We start from the raw sequence: 13,515 nt of genomic DNA, 5'->3' as shown, positions 1-13,515 counted from the left end.
GGGGAGGGCCGGGTGCCGCCAGAGCGCCCCGAACAGCGCCTCCGCTCCGCTCGGCGCGGACGGGAGGCCGCCCCGGCGTTGCGCGCAGTGGCAGAGGAGTCCCAGTTCCAGTACGGCTTTGGCCTTCGGGTGCGTCGCGGTGGGGGCCGCCGTCGAGAAGGGGTCGAAGTGGTCCAGGTTCCTCTCCAGCCAGCCGAGTGTGCCCGCGAAGAGTTCCTCGAGAGGCGAGGGGTTCATGAGGCCAGGCACCCCGTCTCGTGGAGGCGGTCCAAAAGGGCCGCGTCCACCCGGTCCCGGAACCTCGCGAGGGTCCGCGCGTCCTCGCCGTGGCGGTACAGGTCCTCGCAGGCGATCCAGCGGTCGCGGGTGTCCGTGCCCGGCCGGTATCCGCCGGTGACGTCCCCCACCTCCCAGTCGGGTTTGCCGGCGGTCTCCCAGCAGCTGGCGAGGGTTCCGTCGGCGCTCACCACGGCGCCGTAGCGGCCGTCGGCGTGACCGCACGTGGCGCAGGGGCGAGGGGCGCGGGGGCGGTTCACGGTGAATCCGAGTTCCAGGGCCCGGCGGTGCCACCGGATGAAGCGCTCGGCGAGTTCGCCGGTGTGGAGCAGGGCGTTGGCGTACCCGATGCCCACGTCCCCCACCCGGGCGAAGTACAGGGTGCACCGTTCGGGATCGAGCCCGGCCGCGAGCCGCTCGATCAGCGCGTCGACGCCGTGGATGTTCTCCCCGGAGACGTTCACGCGCAGGGTCCACCGGAGTGGTGAGGCCTCGGAGGCCCGGACGATGTTGCGGACGATGGTCTCGAAGGTGCCCCCGCCGTCCGCGCGGACGATCCGGATCCGGTCGTGGTCGGCCCGGTCGCCGTCGAAGGTGACCTGGACGGAGTCCAGGCCGAGGTCGGCGAGTCGGCGCGCCAGCGCCGGGGTGAGCAGCGTGGCGTTGGAGATCATCCAGGCCGAGTCCATCCCGATGCCGGCGGCCCGTTCCAGGAGTTCCAGGCAGCCCCGGGGGTTGAGCAGGGGTTCCCCTCCGAAGAGGAGGATCCGCAACCGTTCGAGGCCGGCGTCGGCCATCCGTCGCCCGGTGAAGTCGAGGATCGAGGTGATCGTCTCCGAGGTGAGGCGGGTCCGGGCGATACGGGGCGGGCGGCTGCCGCCCTCCCGGTCCTGGGCGGTGTTCTGGAAGCAGTACCCACATCCCAGGTTGCAATGGGTGCTGGTGAGAACGGTCAGCGAGTAGAAGCGGACCGCAGGGGGGGTGTACATGCCGCTGTCGCGCAGCCGGGTCCGGGTCTCCGAGCGCAGGGTGCCGTCGGGGGCGAGGTGGTGGCCGCCGAGGCGGGCGACACCGCCGGGGCCGAGGAACCACCAGTTCCGCCGACCTTCGAGGAGGCGCCCGTCGGGAACGTTGTCGATCCGTTGGTCGGTGGTCACCGTGTCTCCCGCTCTGCCGGTGTGGTCGGTACGTCCGTTCCCGGGCCACGGCCCCCGGTGACGCTCAGGGTCGCCAGCGCCGTGGCGATGGTCGCCTGATAGGAGGCCCGGAAGAATTCCACGGGGGTCGCGGTGGGTGCCGCCCTCTCGGCGACGGACTTCCCCGGGATCGCCCCGTCCGGCGACTGGGCTCCGGCGAGCAACCGCACGACGGCCCGCCCGGAGGGCGTGCGCAGGGGCTCCCCGTCCAGGCAGTGCCGGGCGAGAAGGAGTTTCGCGGCGAAGTCCCACTGTCCCCCTCGCACGCAGTGGTCGGTGAGCCGGGCGACGACCCGGGCCGCGTCCCGACGCTCCTCCCCGGTCAGGCAGGACTCGCGGAAGCCGAACCCGGTGAGGTGGAAGACGGTGTGGGTGATCTCGCAGACGTCGAGTTCGGCCACGGGAAGCCCGGTGGCCCGGGCGAGGAGGCTGCGCGCGTACAGCTCCCGGTAGGACGCCAGTCGGTGGGCGGATCCCGCGAGGTCCGCGTAGCAGCGGGTCTCCAGGTGGAGATAGGGCGGTTTCCGACGCGGCTCCAGGTAGCCCTCGGCGGTGAGGCGGTCCAGGACGGCTCGGTGCGGTCCGGTGGGGTCGGGCGCGAGGGCCGCGTACATCAGCCGGAGCTGTCTGGCGTAGCGCGGATCGAGGCTGTCGGCGTGGGGGAAGCCCGGCCTCCGCCAGGCGCGTTCCACGACCGCCGTCACCTCCTCGAGGCCGGGGTCGTCGGCGGGGACCGTCCTCGCCCAGCAGTGCCGGAGCAGCGCGAGTTGCATCAACGCCTTCACCCGCGGTGTCAGCGGCAGTTCCTCACGACCGGCCGGCGAGTCGAGGTACCCGGCGTGTCGCCGGATCCACCGTTGCGCTCCCGCGAACAGCCGCGTCGCGGTCCGGTCAGGGGCGGCCGCGTGCGTATTCATGTTCCTCCTCCGGGTTGGGGGTGCACCGGGCCACCCGTTCGGCGATGTCGGCCGCGCGGGCGGCGCCGTCGGCCTCGGCGAGGCCGCGGCCGAGCGCGCGGGCGCGGGCCCTCAGGTCGGTGTCCCGCCACGCCGCCTCCAGCGACGCCCGGGGATCGACCGACGGGGACCCCGGGAGGCGCGCCGCCACCCCGGCCCGTACGCATGCGAGGGTGAGCAGCGGCTGTTCGGCTCCGTTGGGGGAGGCCACGATCGCCCGACCGCGCAGCAGGGCCGCGAGCACCGGGGCGGAGGTGCCGTTGGTCAGCACCATTCCCGCCATGCCGACCAGCGGCCCCATCCAGGGCTTGCGCACCGGCAGGATGTCGGCGCCCGGAGCGGGTCTCGGTTCCCCGGACCGGCCCCGTTCGACCACGGCCTGGAACCGTCCCCCGGTGAAGAGTCGGTTGAGTCGGGGCCACAGGCTGTCGCCCCCGAAGACGCGCCCGAGGTGCACGTAGACCAGGGGCTTGTCGGAACGCGCCACCCGGGTCCGGATCTCCTCGATCTCGGCCCGGTCGGGTGTCGGTTCCCAGGCGAGGGGGCCCACGTGCACGACGCGGGCGGGGAGTTCCGCGCCCGGGTACTCCAGCGAGGGGTCACCGCGCAGCAGCAGCGCGTCGCCGGGCAGGGGGCTGTCGTCCCAGCGCGGGGCCCGGCCCGCCAGGCCGACCTGCTCGCGGACCCCGGCGTAGAGGAGGTGGGACTCCCTGGTCCGGTTCGCGCGGGTTCTCCCGAGGTGCGGTTCGCCGTTCCCGCCCGTCCGGTAGTCCCACAGGTGGACCGCGAGGCCGACGACCACGACGGGCAGGTCCAGGGTCTCGGCGGCCAGGAGCGTGCCGTTGCACAGGACGGAGGTGACCAGGAGGTCCGTGCCCTCCGCCCGGGCGGCTCGCACGGTGGCACGGTACTGGGCGGGGCCGGCGCCTCCCCAGCGGGCGGCGGAGAACGCCCCCCGCCCGCCGAGGTCCTCCGCCGCCGTGAACGGCAGCCCGGCCCCGGCCACGACGGGCGCGGCCGTCGAACGGCCCAGGACCCGGACGTGATGGCCCCGTCGCGCCAGTTCGCGGCCGATCGCGATCGCCGGGTAGAGGTAGCCGCCGTCGCTGAGCGGGCAGAGCAGGACCTTCACGGGGCCTCCCCGTCCGCGCCTCCCGGCGCCGCGAGTCCGAGGTGGGTCGCGATGAAGGCCAGGCACTCGGCCTGCAGGTCCGCCGCGCGCGAGGCCGCCCGCGTGCTGTGGCCGACCCCCCGCTCGACCCGCAGCAGGATCGGTCCGTCACCGCTGGTCGCGTGCTGCAGGGCGGCACACATCTTGCGGGCGTGCAGCGGGTCGGTTCGGGTGTCGCCGTCCGCGGCCGTCAGCAGGACCGCCGGGTAGGCGGTGCCGGGTGTGACGCGGTGGTAGGGCGAGTAGTCGAGCAGGGTGCGCAGGTGGGCGGGATCCCGCGCGCTGCCGTACTCGGGAACCCAGCTCGGTCCCATCCCGGACAGTTCGTATCGGACCATGTCCAGGAGCGGGGACATGCACACCGCGGCGGCGAACTTCCCGGGGTGCCGGGTGAGGGCCGCGCCGACCAGCAGACCGCCGTTGGACCCGCCCATGATGGCGAGGCGGCCGGGTGCGGCCCAGCCCTCCGCGGTCAGGTGGTCGGCGGCGGCGGCGAAGTCGTCGAAGGTGTTCTGCTTGTGCTGTCCCCGGCCGGCGCGGTGCCACTCCCCGCCCTCCTCGCCGCCGCCGCGCAGGCCCGCCCACGCGAAGACCCCGCCCGCGCGGACCCAGGCCAGTACCTGGGCCCGGTACCGGGGCGACATGATCCTGCCGAAGCCCCCGTACCCGGTGAGCAGGGCGGGCCGTGCCCCGTCCGGGTGTCCGGTGGGGGAGATCACGAACATGTGGACCGTCGTGCCGTCCCGGGAGGGGAAGGCGACCCGGGTCGTGACGGCGCCGGTGGGGCCGGGGGTGTGTCCGGTGTCGCGTTCCCAGCGCGTCAGCCGCAGGGTTCGCGCGTCGAAGCGGAGCACCTGCGGAGGGGTGAGGAAGTCGGTGTAGACGAAGAACGCCTCGTGGTCGCCGGGCGAGCCGGTGGAGAAGTCGCCCACGGCGCCGGTGCCGGGAAGGGGGACGGTGGCCACCCGTCTGCCGTCCGTCAGGTCGTGGACGGTGAGCTCGGCTGCGGTGTGGCGCGTCCAGGCGACCAGGCCGAGGGGGCGGTCCGGTGCGGTGCCGGAGAGCACGACCAGGTGGGTCAGCGTCGCGTCGGGACGTTCCGGGATCACCTCGCGCCACGCGGCGGGGCCCCGGTCGATGTCGGCGGGGCGGCAGGCGACGACACGACCGCGGGGGGCGTCGCGGTCGGTGCGCAGCCACACGGGGTCCCCCGGGCCGGTGCCGGGCCGGGTGTGGAGGCGGGTGGCGGCCGTCCGGCCCTCCTGGACGGGGCGCAGTCGGGGGCGGTCGGGTGGGTCGAGGGCCAGGTCGGCGAGGTGGAGGTCCGTGCCGCGGCCGGTGCCGAGGGTGGCGGTGACGCCGAGCCAGCGGCCGTCCCCGCTCAGGGACACACTGTAGAACTGGGTGCTGTCCCGTCCCTCACCGAAGATCACGGTGTCGGTGTCGGGCGGGGTGCCGACCCGGTGCAGGCAGACCCGGCGGTGATAGCGCTCCTCGCCCGGATGCAACCGCGGGTCCAGCCGTCGGACGTAGTAGAACGCCTCGCCCCCGGGCAGCCAGGCGACGGCCGACCCCCGCACCCGGTCCACCGGCCCGTCGACGATTCTGCCGGTGGCGACCTCCATCACGTGGAGCAGGGAGTCCTCGGTACCGTTCCGGGACACCTGATAGGCGAGCAGGTCGCCTTCCGGGGAGGGGTGCCAGGCGTCGAGCACGGTGCGTCCGGAGGGGTCGAGCGCGCAGGGGTCCAGGAGGACGCGCTCCCGGGCGCCCTCCGCCACCATGAGCACCGGGTGTTCCTGGCCGGCGCTCCGCCGGCGCCAGAAGACCCGGTGGCCGCGGACCGCGGGCGGCATCGTCAGCTCGATGTCGGTGAGCGCGACCACTTCGGCCCGCCAGTGGTCCAGGCCGGGCCAGGTCGCCCGCTCCTCCTCGTAGAGCGTCCGTTGCTCCCGGCTCCAGCGGAGGGTGGCGGGGCTGTCGGCGTCCTCGAGGTGGCGGTAGGGGTCGTGGACGTGCTGCCCGTGGAGTTCTTCCACGACGCCCATCCGTTCGGCGTGGGGGTACCGGCGCCGCGTGGGCGGGACGACGGGGATCAACTCGGCGCTCCCTCGGGATGGCGGGCGGTCGGCGGGCTGGTGGGTCCGGAGAGGTCGGGCCGGTGGACCGCCCGGCCCCGGCCGCGTGGGCCGGGGACCGGGCGGCTCATCCACGTGCTCAGTTGAGCGCGCTGGAGTTGTTGATGATGCAGCCCGCTTCCTCTTCCTCGTCCTCGCTGTGCGCGACGACCTCGATGTCCTCGCCCTCGGTCTCGGCCGGTTCCAGGTTCTTGTCCTCGGACATGCCGGATCTCCTCGCCTCGGTTGGCGGCGCCCACTGCGCCGGTTGGGCCGAAAGCTATGAATCCGCGGTATGGGAACGCCTAATCGGCGGCAGAACAGCGGTATGCCCCCGGTCCGGAGTGCGCCGTCCGGGGCCCGGGGCCTTGTCGCGCGCCTGTCACGCTCCCGCGCGGGCTCCCGCGCGGGAGCGTGACAGGCGCGCGACAAGGCCCCGGAGGTGGGAGTTAACCGATAACCAGGCGAAAGCCAGCCGGGAATCTACCGCCGGGGGGAGGATGCCGCCGTGTGGTGCGTGTGGCACCGGCGCGGGGAGGGGACGTGGAGCTGGCACAACTCATGGGTCTGCGGCCCGTTCCCGCCGCGGGCCTGCTGGTGTCGCTGACCCGCCGCTGCCCGCTCAGCTGCGCGCACTGCTCGACGGACTCCTCCCCGACCGCCTCCGGGGGACCCGACCCGGACCACCTGCTGCGCTTCGTGGGCTCGTTCGGCGCGGCGGACCGGCCGGACGTGGTGCTGCTGACCGGCGGGGAACCACTGTTGCTACCGGAATTGACGGTCCGTCTCACCGAGGCGGCACGTGCCGCGGGATCGCGCACCGCGCTGCTCAGCGGGATGTTCTTCGCACGACGGGAGCGGATCCCCGGGCCCATCATGCGGGCGATCACCGGGCTGGACCACTTCTCGGCGAGCCTCGACATCCACCACGAGCGGGAGGTCCCGCGCGCGATGGTCTTCCGCGCCCTCGCCGCCGTGCTGGACGCCGGGACACCGGTGAGCGTGCACCTCACGGGGACCGGTCCGGAGGACCCGTATCTGGCCGACGCCGCGGCGGACGTCCGCCGCGTCTTCTCCGACCGGGTTCCCCTGTTGGTCAACGAGCTCCGGCCACTCGGCCGCGGTGCCCGTCTGGCCGGGGAGGCGCGGCCGGCGCCGGTGGACTCCCCCGCACTGCCGTGCGCCATGGCGTCCTGGCCGGTGATCACCTTCGACGGAACGGTCGTCGCCTGCTGCAACCAGCAGACGGTCGACGCCCGCCCGGTGCCGTCACACCTGCTGCTGGGACACATCGCCGACGACGACTGGCCCGATGTGAGGGCGCGTTCGCTGGGTTCTCCGGTCCTCCGCCTGGTGCGCGCCATCGGTCCCCGGCAACTGCACCTGCGGTACACCGGGTCCCCCTCCCCCACGGACCACTGCGGCACCTGCCGCGGACTGGCCGATCGGCCGGAGGTGTCGGCGGGGGCGGCACGGGAGGCCGGTGGCCCGGGCGGGGTGTTCCTCGACCGGTTCGTCGCCGAGCGGCAGCGCGCAGCCGGTCCGGCCGCCCTGGTGGGCCGGTTCGGATGCGCCCGGTACGCGGATCTCGTCGACCCGGCGACCGCCCGCCCGGAGAGCCGCCGATGAGCGTCAGCGCCTCCGTCGAGCTCGGTGCGAAGCTGGCGCTGGCCACCCCCGTCCTGGGCGGCGCCACCGCACTCCTGTGGCGTCCGGACGGACTGCGGGAGCGGTACCTGCGCTACCTGGGGGCCATGCATTCCCTGGTGACGGCGTCGGTGCCGCTCCTGGAGCGGGCGGGGGCGCGGTGCGCGGAGCTCGACGATCCGTCCGCGCGGCGCCTGGCGGCCTACTACGCCCGTCACGCCGAGGAGGAACGCGGGCACGACGACTGGCTGCTGGAGGACCTGGCCCGGGCGGGATCGCACCCGGACCCCACCCCCCACGGGGTGGTGGTGGAACTCGCGGGGGCGCAGTACTACCGGATCGAGCACGAGCACCCGTCCGCGCTGCTCGGATACATGGCGGTCCTGGAGGGCCACGCACCCCCGCCCCGGCTCGCGGACCGTCTCGCCGCGACCACCGGGCTGCCGAGCGGCGCGTTCCGCACCGTGCGGGAACACGCGGAGTTGGACGGCGGCCACCTCCACGATCTGTACCGGGAATTCGACGCGCTCCCGCTGACCGCACACCAACGCGCCGCGGTCTCCGTGAGCGCGCTGCACACGGCGGACCTGCTCACCCGCCTCTTCCTCTCCCTCGCCGCCGATCCCGGAGGATCCCCATGACCGGCAGCCCCACTCCCGAGCCCTCCCTGGACGCCCTCGCCGCGGCCGGATTCGACCTCGACACCCTTTCCGAGGAGCAGTTGGAGGTCCTGCGGGCGCTGACCCCGCGGGAACTGTCCCTGCTCGTCGACATCAAGGCACGGCTCGACGAGGTGGCCCCGGAGGTCCGGGCCCACGCCGACGTGGCGGGAGGCGCCCTCTTCTGACCCCGGTCCCCCTGTGTGTCACCCGCCCCCGGAGGAGACCCATGTTCTGTGCCTCGTGCCGGCGCGATCTGCCGTCCGACGCCCGGTTCTGCCATCTCTGCGGTGCTCCGTGCGCCCCCGCCGCCGTCACCGTCGGGGTCACCGGCCGCAAGGTGGTGACGGTTCTCTTCTGTGACCTGGTGGGGTCCACGGCGCTTTCCGGGGAGCTGGACGCGGAGACCCTGCGGTCGGTCACGCTGCGCTGGTTCGATCTGATGCGACGCCCCATCGAGGATCAGGGCGGCACGGTGGAGAAGTTCATCGGGGACGCGGTGATGGCGGTCTTCGGCGTACCGATCGTGCGGGAGGACGACGCCCGCCGCGCGGTCGCCGCCGCCCTGGCCATGCGGGAGGCGCTGACCGACTTCAACGCACGCCTGGAAGCGGGGGTCGGGGTCCGGCTGCGGATGCGCATCGGGATCAACACCGGTCAGGCGGTGACCGGTGCGTCCACCGCGCGACAGGCGATGGTCTCCGGTGAGGTCGTGAACGTCGCCGCCCGGTTGGAACAGAGGGCCGCCGCGGGGGAGATCCTCATCGGTCCGGACACCCTGCGCTCCGTCGGTACGGGCATTCGGACGGCGGAGATCGGACCGTTGGACCTCAAGGGCAAGCGGGAACGCGTCACCGCCCATCGGCTGCTCGGTCTCGACGAGGAGGACGGTGCGGGGGCACATCCCCGCTCCGACCACGGCTTCATCGGGCGGGCCCGGGAACTCGCAGCGCTCGACGCGGCGCTGGAGCGGGTCGTCCGGACACGCCGGCCCGACCGCCTGGTGATCGCCGGGGCCGCGGGCCAGGGCAAGACGAGACTGCTGCGGGAATGGCTGGGCCGGGACACCGCGGTCCACGGCGTCGGTCGCTGTCGGGCGCGCGGGGAGCAGGCGAGCCTCGGCCCGCTGGCCGACGCCGTGAACTCCGCGCTGCGACGCGGGGGGACGATTCCCCCATCGCCCGACCTCGACCTGCTCGAGGAGGGCCTGCTGCGTCACGGCACCCCCGCCGCGTCGGCGGCCGACATCTGCGCCGCGCTCTCCGGGATCCTCTCCGGACTCTCCGCGACACGCCCCGTGGTCCTGGTGATCGACGACTGCCACTGGGCGGCCCAGCCCCTCTTCGACATCCTGGACCAGATGTTCCGCGCGCTCACCGACGCCGCGGTCCTGGTCGTTCTGCTGACCCGTCCGCAACTGCTCGACACGCACCCCGGACTGGCCCGGGGGGCGGCGCTGCTCGGCGGACTCCCGGACGGGGAGGCGCGGGCTCTCGCGGCCGAATTGTCGGGGACCGACCCGAACGGCACGGAGGTCGCCCCGCACGTCCTGGAGCGCGCGGGCGGGAATCCGCTGCACCTGGAGCAGCTCCTGCTCTCCGAGGAGGACGGCACCCGCGCGGACGACGTCCCGCTCCCGCTGCGCGCCCTGATCGGGGCCAGAATCGACGCTCTCGACCCGCCGGAGCGGCACGTGCTGGGGTGGGCAGCCGTGCTGGGGTCGGATTTCACCCCCGAGGAGTTGGCCGCGCTCACGGCCACCGCGGAACAGGCGGGGGACCGCCGCGAGCTCCGGGCCACGCTGCGCCGTCTGGTCCGACACCGTTTGATCTCCCCGGACGCCCGGGCGTTCCGTTTCGCCGGCGGTCTGGTCCAGGAGGTCGTCTACGACAGCCAGGCCAAGCGGGACCGGGCGGAGCGGCACGAACGAGCGGCCCGGCTGGAGTCGGTGCGGCGGCGCGGGAACGCCGCCGTGGGAGCGCACCTGGAACGGGCGCACCGCTACCGCGTGGAGCTCGGCGCCCAGGACCCGCACACCGACAGGCTCCGCCGGGAGGCCGCCGACGCGCTCGCCGAAGCCGGACGGGTGGCGCTCGCCCGGGCCGACCCCGAGTGGGCCGCCGACCTGCTGTCCCGCGCGGCGGCCCGGTACGAGGCCGGGGAACCCCACCGCACGGCGACGCGCCGTCGGCTCGGACAGGCGCTGATCGACCTGGGACGCGTCGGGGAGGCGCGCACCCTGCTCGAGGAGGTGCTCTCCGAGACGCGGGCGACCGGCGGGGACGCGGTGGAGGCGGCCCACGTCCGGCTCTCTCTCGCCTCGGCCGGGCAGGCCGCGGCCCCGACGGAGTCACCGGCCGAGGCGGCCCGCGCCACCCTGCCGGTCTTCACCGCCGCCCGGGATCACCTCGGACAGGCCAGGGCCTGTCTGCGGCTCGCCCAGCACGAGCAGGAACGGGGGCGGCACGGGTCGGCCGAGCGGATGCTGGTCCGTGCCCTGGACCACGCGGCCCACGAGGGCGGCGAGCCGGAACGGGCGGCGGCGCTCGGCGCGATCGGAATCTCCCTGTGGCGCGGCCCCCGGCCCGTCGCCGAAGCCCTGGATCGGTGCGGTGAGCTGCTCTCCCGTCACGGGCGGGGCCACGGGGCCGTCCGGCTGACGCTCAGTTGTCCCCTGGCGGTGCTGCTGGCTCTCCACGACGACGAGGAGGGTGCCCGGCAGCGACTCTCCGAGGCGGAGGAGATCGCCGTGTCGCTGGGTTACGCGGAGACCGACGCGTTCCTCCCCCTCTTCGCGGCGACCGTGGCCGATCTGGCGGGACGCCACGAGGAGGCGCTGGTGCTGCTGGACAGGGCCGCCGCGGCGGCGCGGAGACTGGGGGCCGGGGAACTGTTGCGCGGCATCCTGCTGGACACCGCGCGCGTCCGGTTGGACCTCGGTGACCGGCGCGGCGCCCGGGCCACCCTGAGCCCCCTGCGCGGGGCGGGGGGCGGCACCGGCCCGACGGACCCGCCGTCGGCGACCGGGGGAGCGCCCGGCGGGGGGCACGGGCCGCGCGCCGACGCGGCGGATCTCGACGGTCAACTCGCGCGGATCGCCGCGGCGGAGGGGGACGCCGAGACCGCCCGGCGGCTGGCCCGCCGCGCATGCGACGCCGCCGCCGGCACCGACTCCCCCATCATCCGGGGACTCGCCTCCCTCGACCTCGCCCGCACCGCCCTCGCACTGGAACGGCCGGGGGACGCGAGGATCGCGGCGCACCACGCCCTCCGCCGGTTCGCGACCAAGGGGCATCTGCCGGCTGTCCGCCGGGCCGAGAGCGTGCTCGCCGACTGCCGGGCGGGGACCTCCCGGGACGGCCCACGGCCCGGTGCGGGGGCGACCGGAGCAGTCGCCGGGAACGATGTGGAGGTGCCGCGATGACCACCCCGCGGACATCGGCGGCGCCCTCGCCCCCGCTCACCTGGAGCCTGCGCGGACGGGGCCCCCTCGACGTGCCGGTGGAAGCCGATTCCCCGCCGGAGCCGCCCGAAAGCGGCCTGGTGGGCGGCAGCGGACGCGGCGTGCGCGTCTGCGTGATCGACTCGGGTGTCGAACGGGACCATCCCGTCGTCGGGCCGGTCGCGGGGGCCTGGCGCGTGGTCAAGGACGAGGCGGGCGTACGCGTGGAGGAGACCGGGGAGGGCGATGTCTGCGGCCACGGCACCGCGTGCGCGGGCATCATCCGGCGCACCGCGCCGGAGTGCGAACTGTTCAGCGTGCGGGTGCTCGGCGAGCGGTTCTCCGGTAGCGGGGAGGTTCTCCTCGCGGGCATCCGGTGGGCGGTGCGACAACGGTTCGACGTGGTGAACCTGAGCCTGTCCACCACGCACGTCCGTTTCACCGAGGAGTTGCGCAAGCTGGCCGACGAGGCGTACTTCCAGCGGACGATGATCGTCTCCTCGGCTCACAACACACGGGTGGAGAGCTTCCCCTGGCGTTTCTCCTCGGTGATCTCGGTCGGCAGCCACCAGGAGGACGACCCCGGGTTGCACCTCTACAACCCGACGCCCCCGGTGGAGTTCTTCGCCCCCGGTCAGAAGGTCAAGGTGGCGTGGCTCGGCGGGACCGAGATCCGGACCTCCGGCAACAGCTTCGCCACCCCGTTCATCACGGGGCTCTGCGCACGCGTGCTGTCCGCCCAACCCCGTTTGACGCCCTTTCAGTTGAAGAACGTCCTCTACCTGTCGGCGGCCAATGTCCGTATTCGCGGAGGTCCGTGATGCCCAGGACACCCGAAGGGGGATCCCATGGAACAGTCGATCAAGCCCGCTCCGCCCACGGCCGCTCCGCCGGACCCGGTCCTGGCGGAACTCCTGCAGTCGGTGGTCGACACGGCGCTGGCCATTTTCGGAGCCGAGGCGAGTTCCATCCTGCTCCTCGACACCGCCGCGGACGAGATGGTCTTCGAGGCCGTTTCCGGGCAGGGACAGGACTTCCTCGTCGGCAGCCGGTTCCCGGGGGGTCGGGGCATCGCCGGGTGGGTGGCGGCCTCGGGTGAACCGATGGTCGTCGACGACCTGCGGGACAACCCCTCCTTCGACCGGTCCCTCGCCCAATCCACGGGCTACGTCCCCAACGCCCTGATGGCGGCACCGCTCGTCCACGGCGAACGGATCCTCGGCGTTCTCGAGGTCCTCGACCCCTCCCCCGGGGCGAGGTCCGCCCTGTCCGAACTCGATGTCCTCGCGCTCTTCGCCCGCCAGGCCGCCGTGGCCCTCCAGGTCCTCCTTCCCCGGGCCCCCGAACCGATCTCCGCCGACACGCGGACCCGCGACGAGCTGCGTCGACTCCTGTCGGAGGCCCGCGACCTCCTCGGGGAGTGAGCCGGGGGCGTCGTCCCCGAGGCGAACGGGCCCCGATCCGGAGCCCGTGTCCGGGACGCACGCCCGGGGTCGGGGCCCTCGTCGTCTCGCGGGGCGCCCGGGGGACGCGGGATGCGCGGGAGGCCCGGCGGGGTGCACCCGTTCCCGGGGACGGGGAGGACCGGTGCGAGGGGCGAACCGCCGGGGTTCCCGGGACGTCGGCCCGTCCTTCGGTGCGGACGCGATGTCGGTGGGGGCGCCTCGCGACGACGTTCCCGATGGCGGCGTCCCCGGCGGGACGGCCCCGGAGGGCGGGGCGCGTGGCCCGACGGTGGACCGGGCGGCCGGGGGCCGCCCGCTACTCCTCCCGCTCGAAGTCGGCGGCGGCCCGCTCGGTGTCGAGATCCGACTGGGCCCCCCGGTACACCTCGTGGACGAAGCGCCGGGCGGTCTCCCGGTCGAGCGCGCCGGCCAGGTCCATCAGGCGGGCGGTCCAGGTGTCGATGTGTTCGTCGTTGATGACTCCCATGAGTCCATCGTTCTCCGTCCCGGCTCCACCGCAAGTCGGCTCCCCCGGGTGACCGGGGGTCGTTCCGGTCCGACCGGGTCCCTCGGGGGCCCCCGGCCTCCCGGGGCCCCGCCCCGAAC

General features: G+C 74.3%; 13 protein-coding genes. 6 read left to right on the top strand and 7 right to left on the bottom strand.

Annotation, left to right across the window (positions count from 1 at the left end):
- The 6 genes from FOE67_RS04725 to FOE67_RS29965 all read right to left on the bottom strand — a co-directional run.
- Nucleotides 1–237: DUF6895 family protein (locus FOE67_RS04725; RefSeq protein ID WP_438874184.1), on the bottom strand; the 237-nt coding region annotated here is incomplete at its 3' end.
- Entirely contained in the window at nucleotides 234–1,433 is a 1,200-nt protein-coding gene (locus FOE67_RS04720; RefSeq protein WP_182660728.1) for a radical SAM protein, read from the bottom strand. The genes FOE67_RS04720 and FOE67_RS04725, both read right to left, overlap by 4 nt.
- Complete coding sequence (locus tag FOE67_RS04715; RefSeq protein ID WP_182660726.1) at nucleotides 1,430–2,389, bottom strand: DUF6895 family protein; 960 nt, start codon at nucleotides 2,387–2,389, stop codon at nucleotides 1,430–1,432. Before FOE67_RS04715 ends, FOE67_RS04720 begins: the two co-directional genes overlap by 4 nt.
- Nucleotides 2,364–3,560, bottom strand: a complete 1,197-nt coding sequence (locus FOE67_RS04710) for a glycosyltransferase (RefSeq protein WP_182660724.1) — start codon at nucleotides 3,558–3,560, stop codon at nucleotides 2,364–2,366. Before FOE67_RS04710 ends, FOE67_RS04715 begins: the two co-directional genes overlap by 26 nt.
- Entirely contained in the window at nucleotides 3,557–5,647 is a 2,091-nt protein-coding gene (locus FOE67_RS04705; RefSeq protein WP_182660722.1) for a prolyl oligopeptidase family serine peptidase, read from the bottom strand. The genes FOE67_RS04710 and FOE67_RS04705 overlap by 4 nt, the downstream gene beginning before the upstream one ends.
- 169 nt (nucleotides 5,648–5,816) lie before the next feature.
- Nucleotides 5,817–5,942, bottom strand: coding sequence for a hypothetical protein (locus FOE67_RS29965; protein ID WP_267133297.1), 126 nt, complete (start codon nucleotides 5,940–5,942; stop codon nucleotides 5,817–5,819).
- Nucleotides 5,943–6,259: 317 nt separating this feature from the next.
- On the opposite strand from FOE67_RS29965, the gene FOE67_RS04700 reads away from it, so the two are divergent.
- The 6 genes from FOE67_RS04700 to FOE67_RS04675 are packed head-to-tail and all read left to right on the top strand — an operon-like array spanning nucleotide 6,260 to nucleotide 12,888.
- Entirely contained in the window at nucleotides 6,260–7,345 is a 1,086-nt protein-coding gene (locus tag FOE67_RS04700) for a radical SAM protein (RefSeq protein WP_182660720.1), read from the top strand.
- Nucleotides 7,342–8,004: a heme oxygenase-like domain-containing protein gene (locus FOE67_RS04695; protein WP_182660718.1), complete on the top strand. Its 663-nt coding sequence runs from the start codon at nucleotides 7,342–7,344 to the stop codon at nucleotides 8,002–8,004. The genes FOE67_RS04700 and FOE67_RS04695 overlap by 4 nt, the downstream gene beginning before the upstream one ends.
- Entirely contained in the window at nucleotides 8,001–8,210 is a 210-nt protein-coding gene (locus FOE67_RS04690; protein WP_182660716.1) for an aroma-sacti cluster domain-containing protein, read from the top strand. Before FOE67_RS04695 ends, FOE67_RS04690 begins: the two co-directional genes overlap by 4 nt.
- 41 nt (nucleotides 8,211–8,251) lie before the next feature.
- The gene (locus tag FOE67_RS04685; RefSeq protein ID WP_182660714.1) at nucleotides 8,252–11,446 is read left to right on the top strand and encodes an adenylate/guanylate cyclase domain-containing protein; all 3,195 of its coding nucleotides are present in this window, start codon (nucleotides 8,252–8,254) and stop codon (nucleotides 11,444–11,446) included.
- Nucleotides 11,443–12,285, top strand: coding sequence for a S8 family peptidase (locus FOE67_RS04680; protein WP_182660712.1), 843 nt, complete (start codon nucleotides 11,443–11,445; stop codon nucleotides 12,283–12,285). Before FOE67_RS04685 ends, FOE67_RS04680 begins: the two co-directional genes overlap by 4 nt.
- Before the next feature lie 27 nt (nucleotides 12,286–12,312).
- Complete coding sequence (locus tag FOE67_RS04675) at nucleotides 12,313–12,888, top strand: GAF domain-containing protein (protein ID WP_182660710.1); 576 nt, start codon at nucleotides 12,313–12,315, stop codon at nucleotides 12,886–12,888.
- A gap of 337 nt (nucleotides 12,889–13,225) precedes the next feature.
- On the opposite strand, the gene FOE67_RS04670 is transcribed toward FOE67_RS04675, so the two are convergent.
- Nucleotides 13,226–13,396: a hypothetical protein gene (locus FOE67_RS04670; RefSeq protein ID WP_182660730.1), complete on the bottom strand. Its 171-nt coding sequence runs from the start codon at nucleotides 13,394–13,396 to the stop codon at nucleotides 13,226–13,228.
- Nucleotides 13,397–13,515: the final 119 nt, after the last annotated feature.

It is taken from the genome of Streptomyces calidiresistens (genome assembly GCF_014141525.1).
Lineage (GTDB): Bacteria > Actinomycetota > Actinomycetes > Streptomycetales > Streptomycetaceae > Streptomyces > Streptomyces calidiresistens.
The sequence above is the reverse complement of the archived record's forward strand: the minus strand, read 5'-3'. Positions and strand labels throughout refer to the sequence as shown.

Bases quoted from the DNA above. Each gene is read 5' to 3' on its own strand.
- FOE67_RS04715 (WP_182660726.1), bottom strand. From the start codon at position 2,389: ATGAATACGCACGCGGCCGCCCCTGACCGGACCGCGACGCGGCTGTTC.
- FOE67_RS04680 (WP_182660712.1), top strand. From the start codon at position 11,443: ATGACCACCCCGCGGACATCGGCGGCGCCCTCGCCCCCGCTCACCTGG.
- FOE67_RS29965 (WP_267133297.1), bottom strand. From the start codon at position 5,942: ATGTCCGAGGACAAGAACCTGGAACCGGCCGAGACCGAGGGCGAGGAC.
- FOE67_RS04695 (WP_182660718.1), top strand. From the start codon at position 7,342: ATGAGCGTCAGCGCCTCCGTCGAGCTCGGTGCGAAGCTGGCGCTGGCC.
- FOE67_RS04675 (WP_182660710.1), top strand. From the start codon at position 12,313: ATGGAACAGTCGATCAAGCCCGCTCCGCCCACGGCCGCTCCGCCGGAC.
- FOE67_RS04690 (WP_182660716.1), top strand. From the start codon at position 8,001: ATGACCGGCAGCCCCACTCCCGAGCCCTCCCTGGACGCCCTCGCCGCG.
- FOE67_RS04670 (WP_182660730.1), bottom strand. From the start codon at position 13,396: ATGGGAGTCATCAACGACGAACACATCGACACCTGGACCGCCCGCCTG.
- FOE67_RS04685 (WP_182660714.1), top strand. From the start codon at position 8,252: ATGTTCTGTGCCTCGTGCCGGCGCGATCTGCCGTCCGACGCCCGGTTC.
- FOE67_RS04705 (WP_182660722.1), bottom strand. From the start codon at position 5,647: ATGGGCGTCGTGGAAGAACTCCACGGGCAGCACGTCCACGACCCCTAC.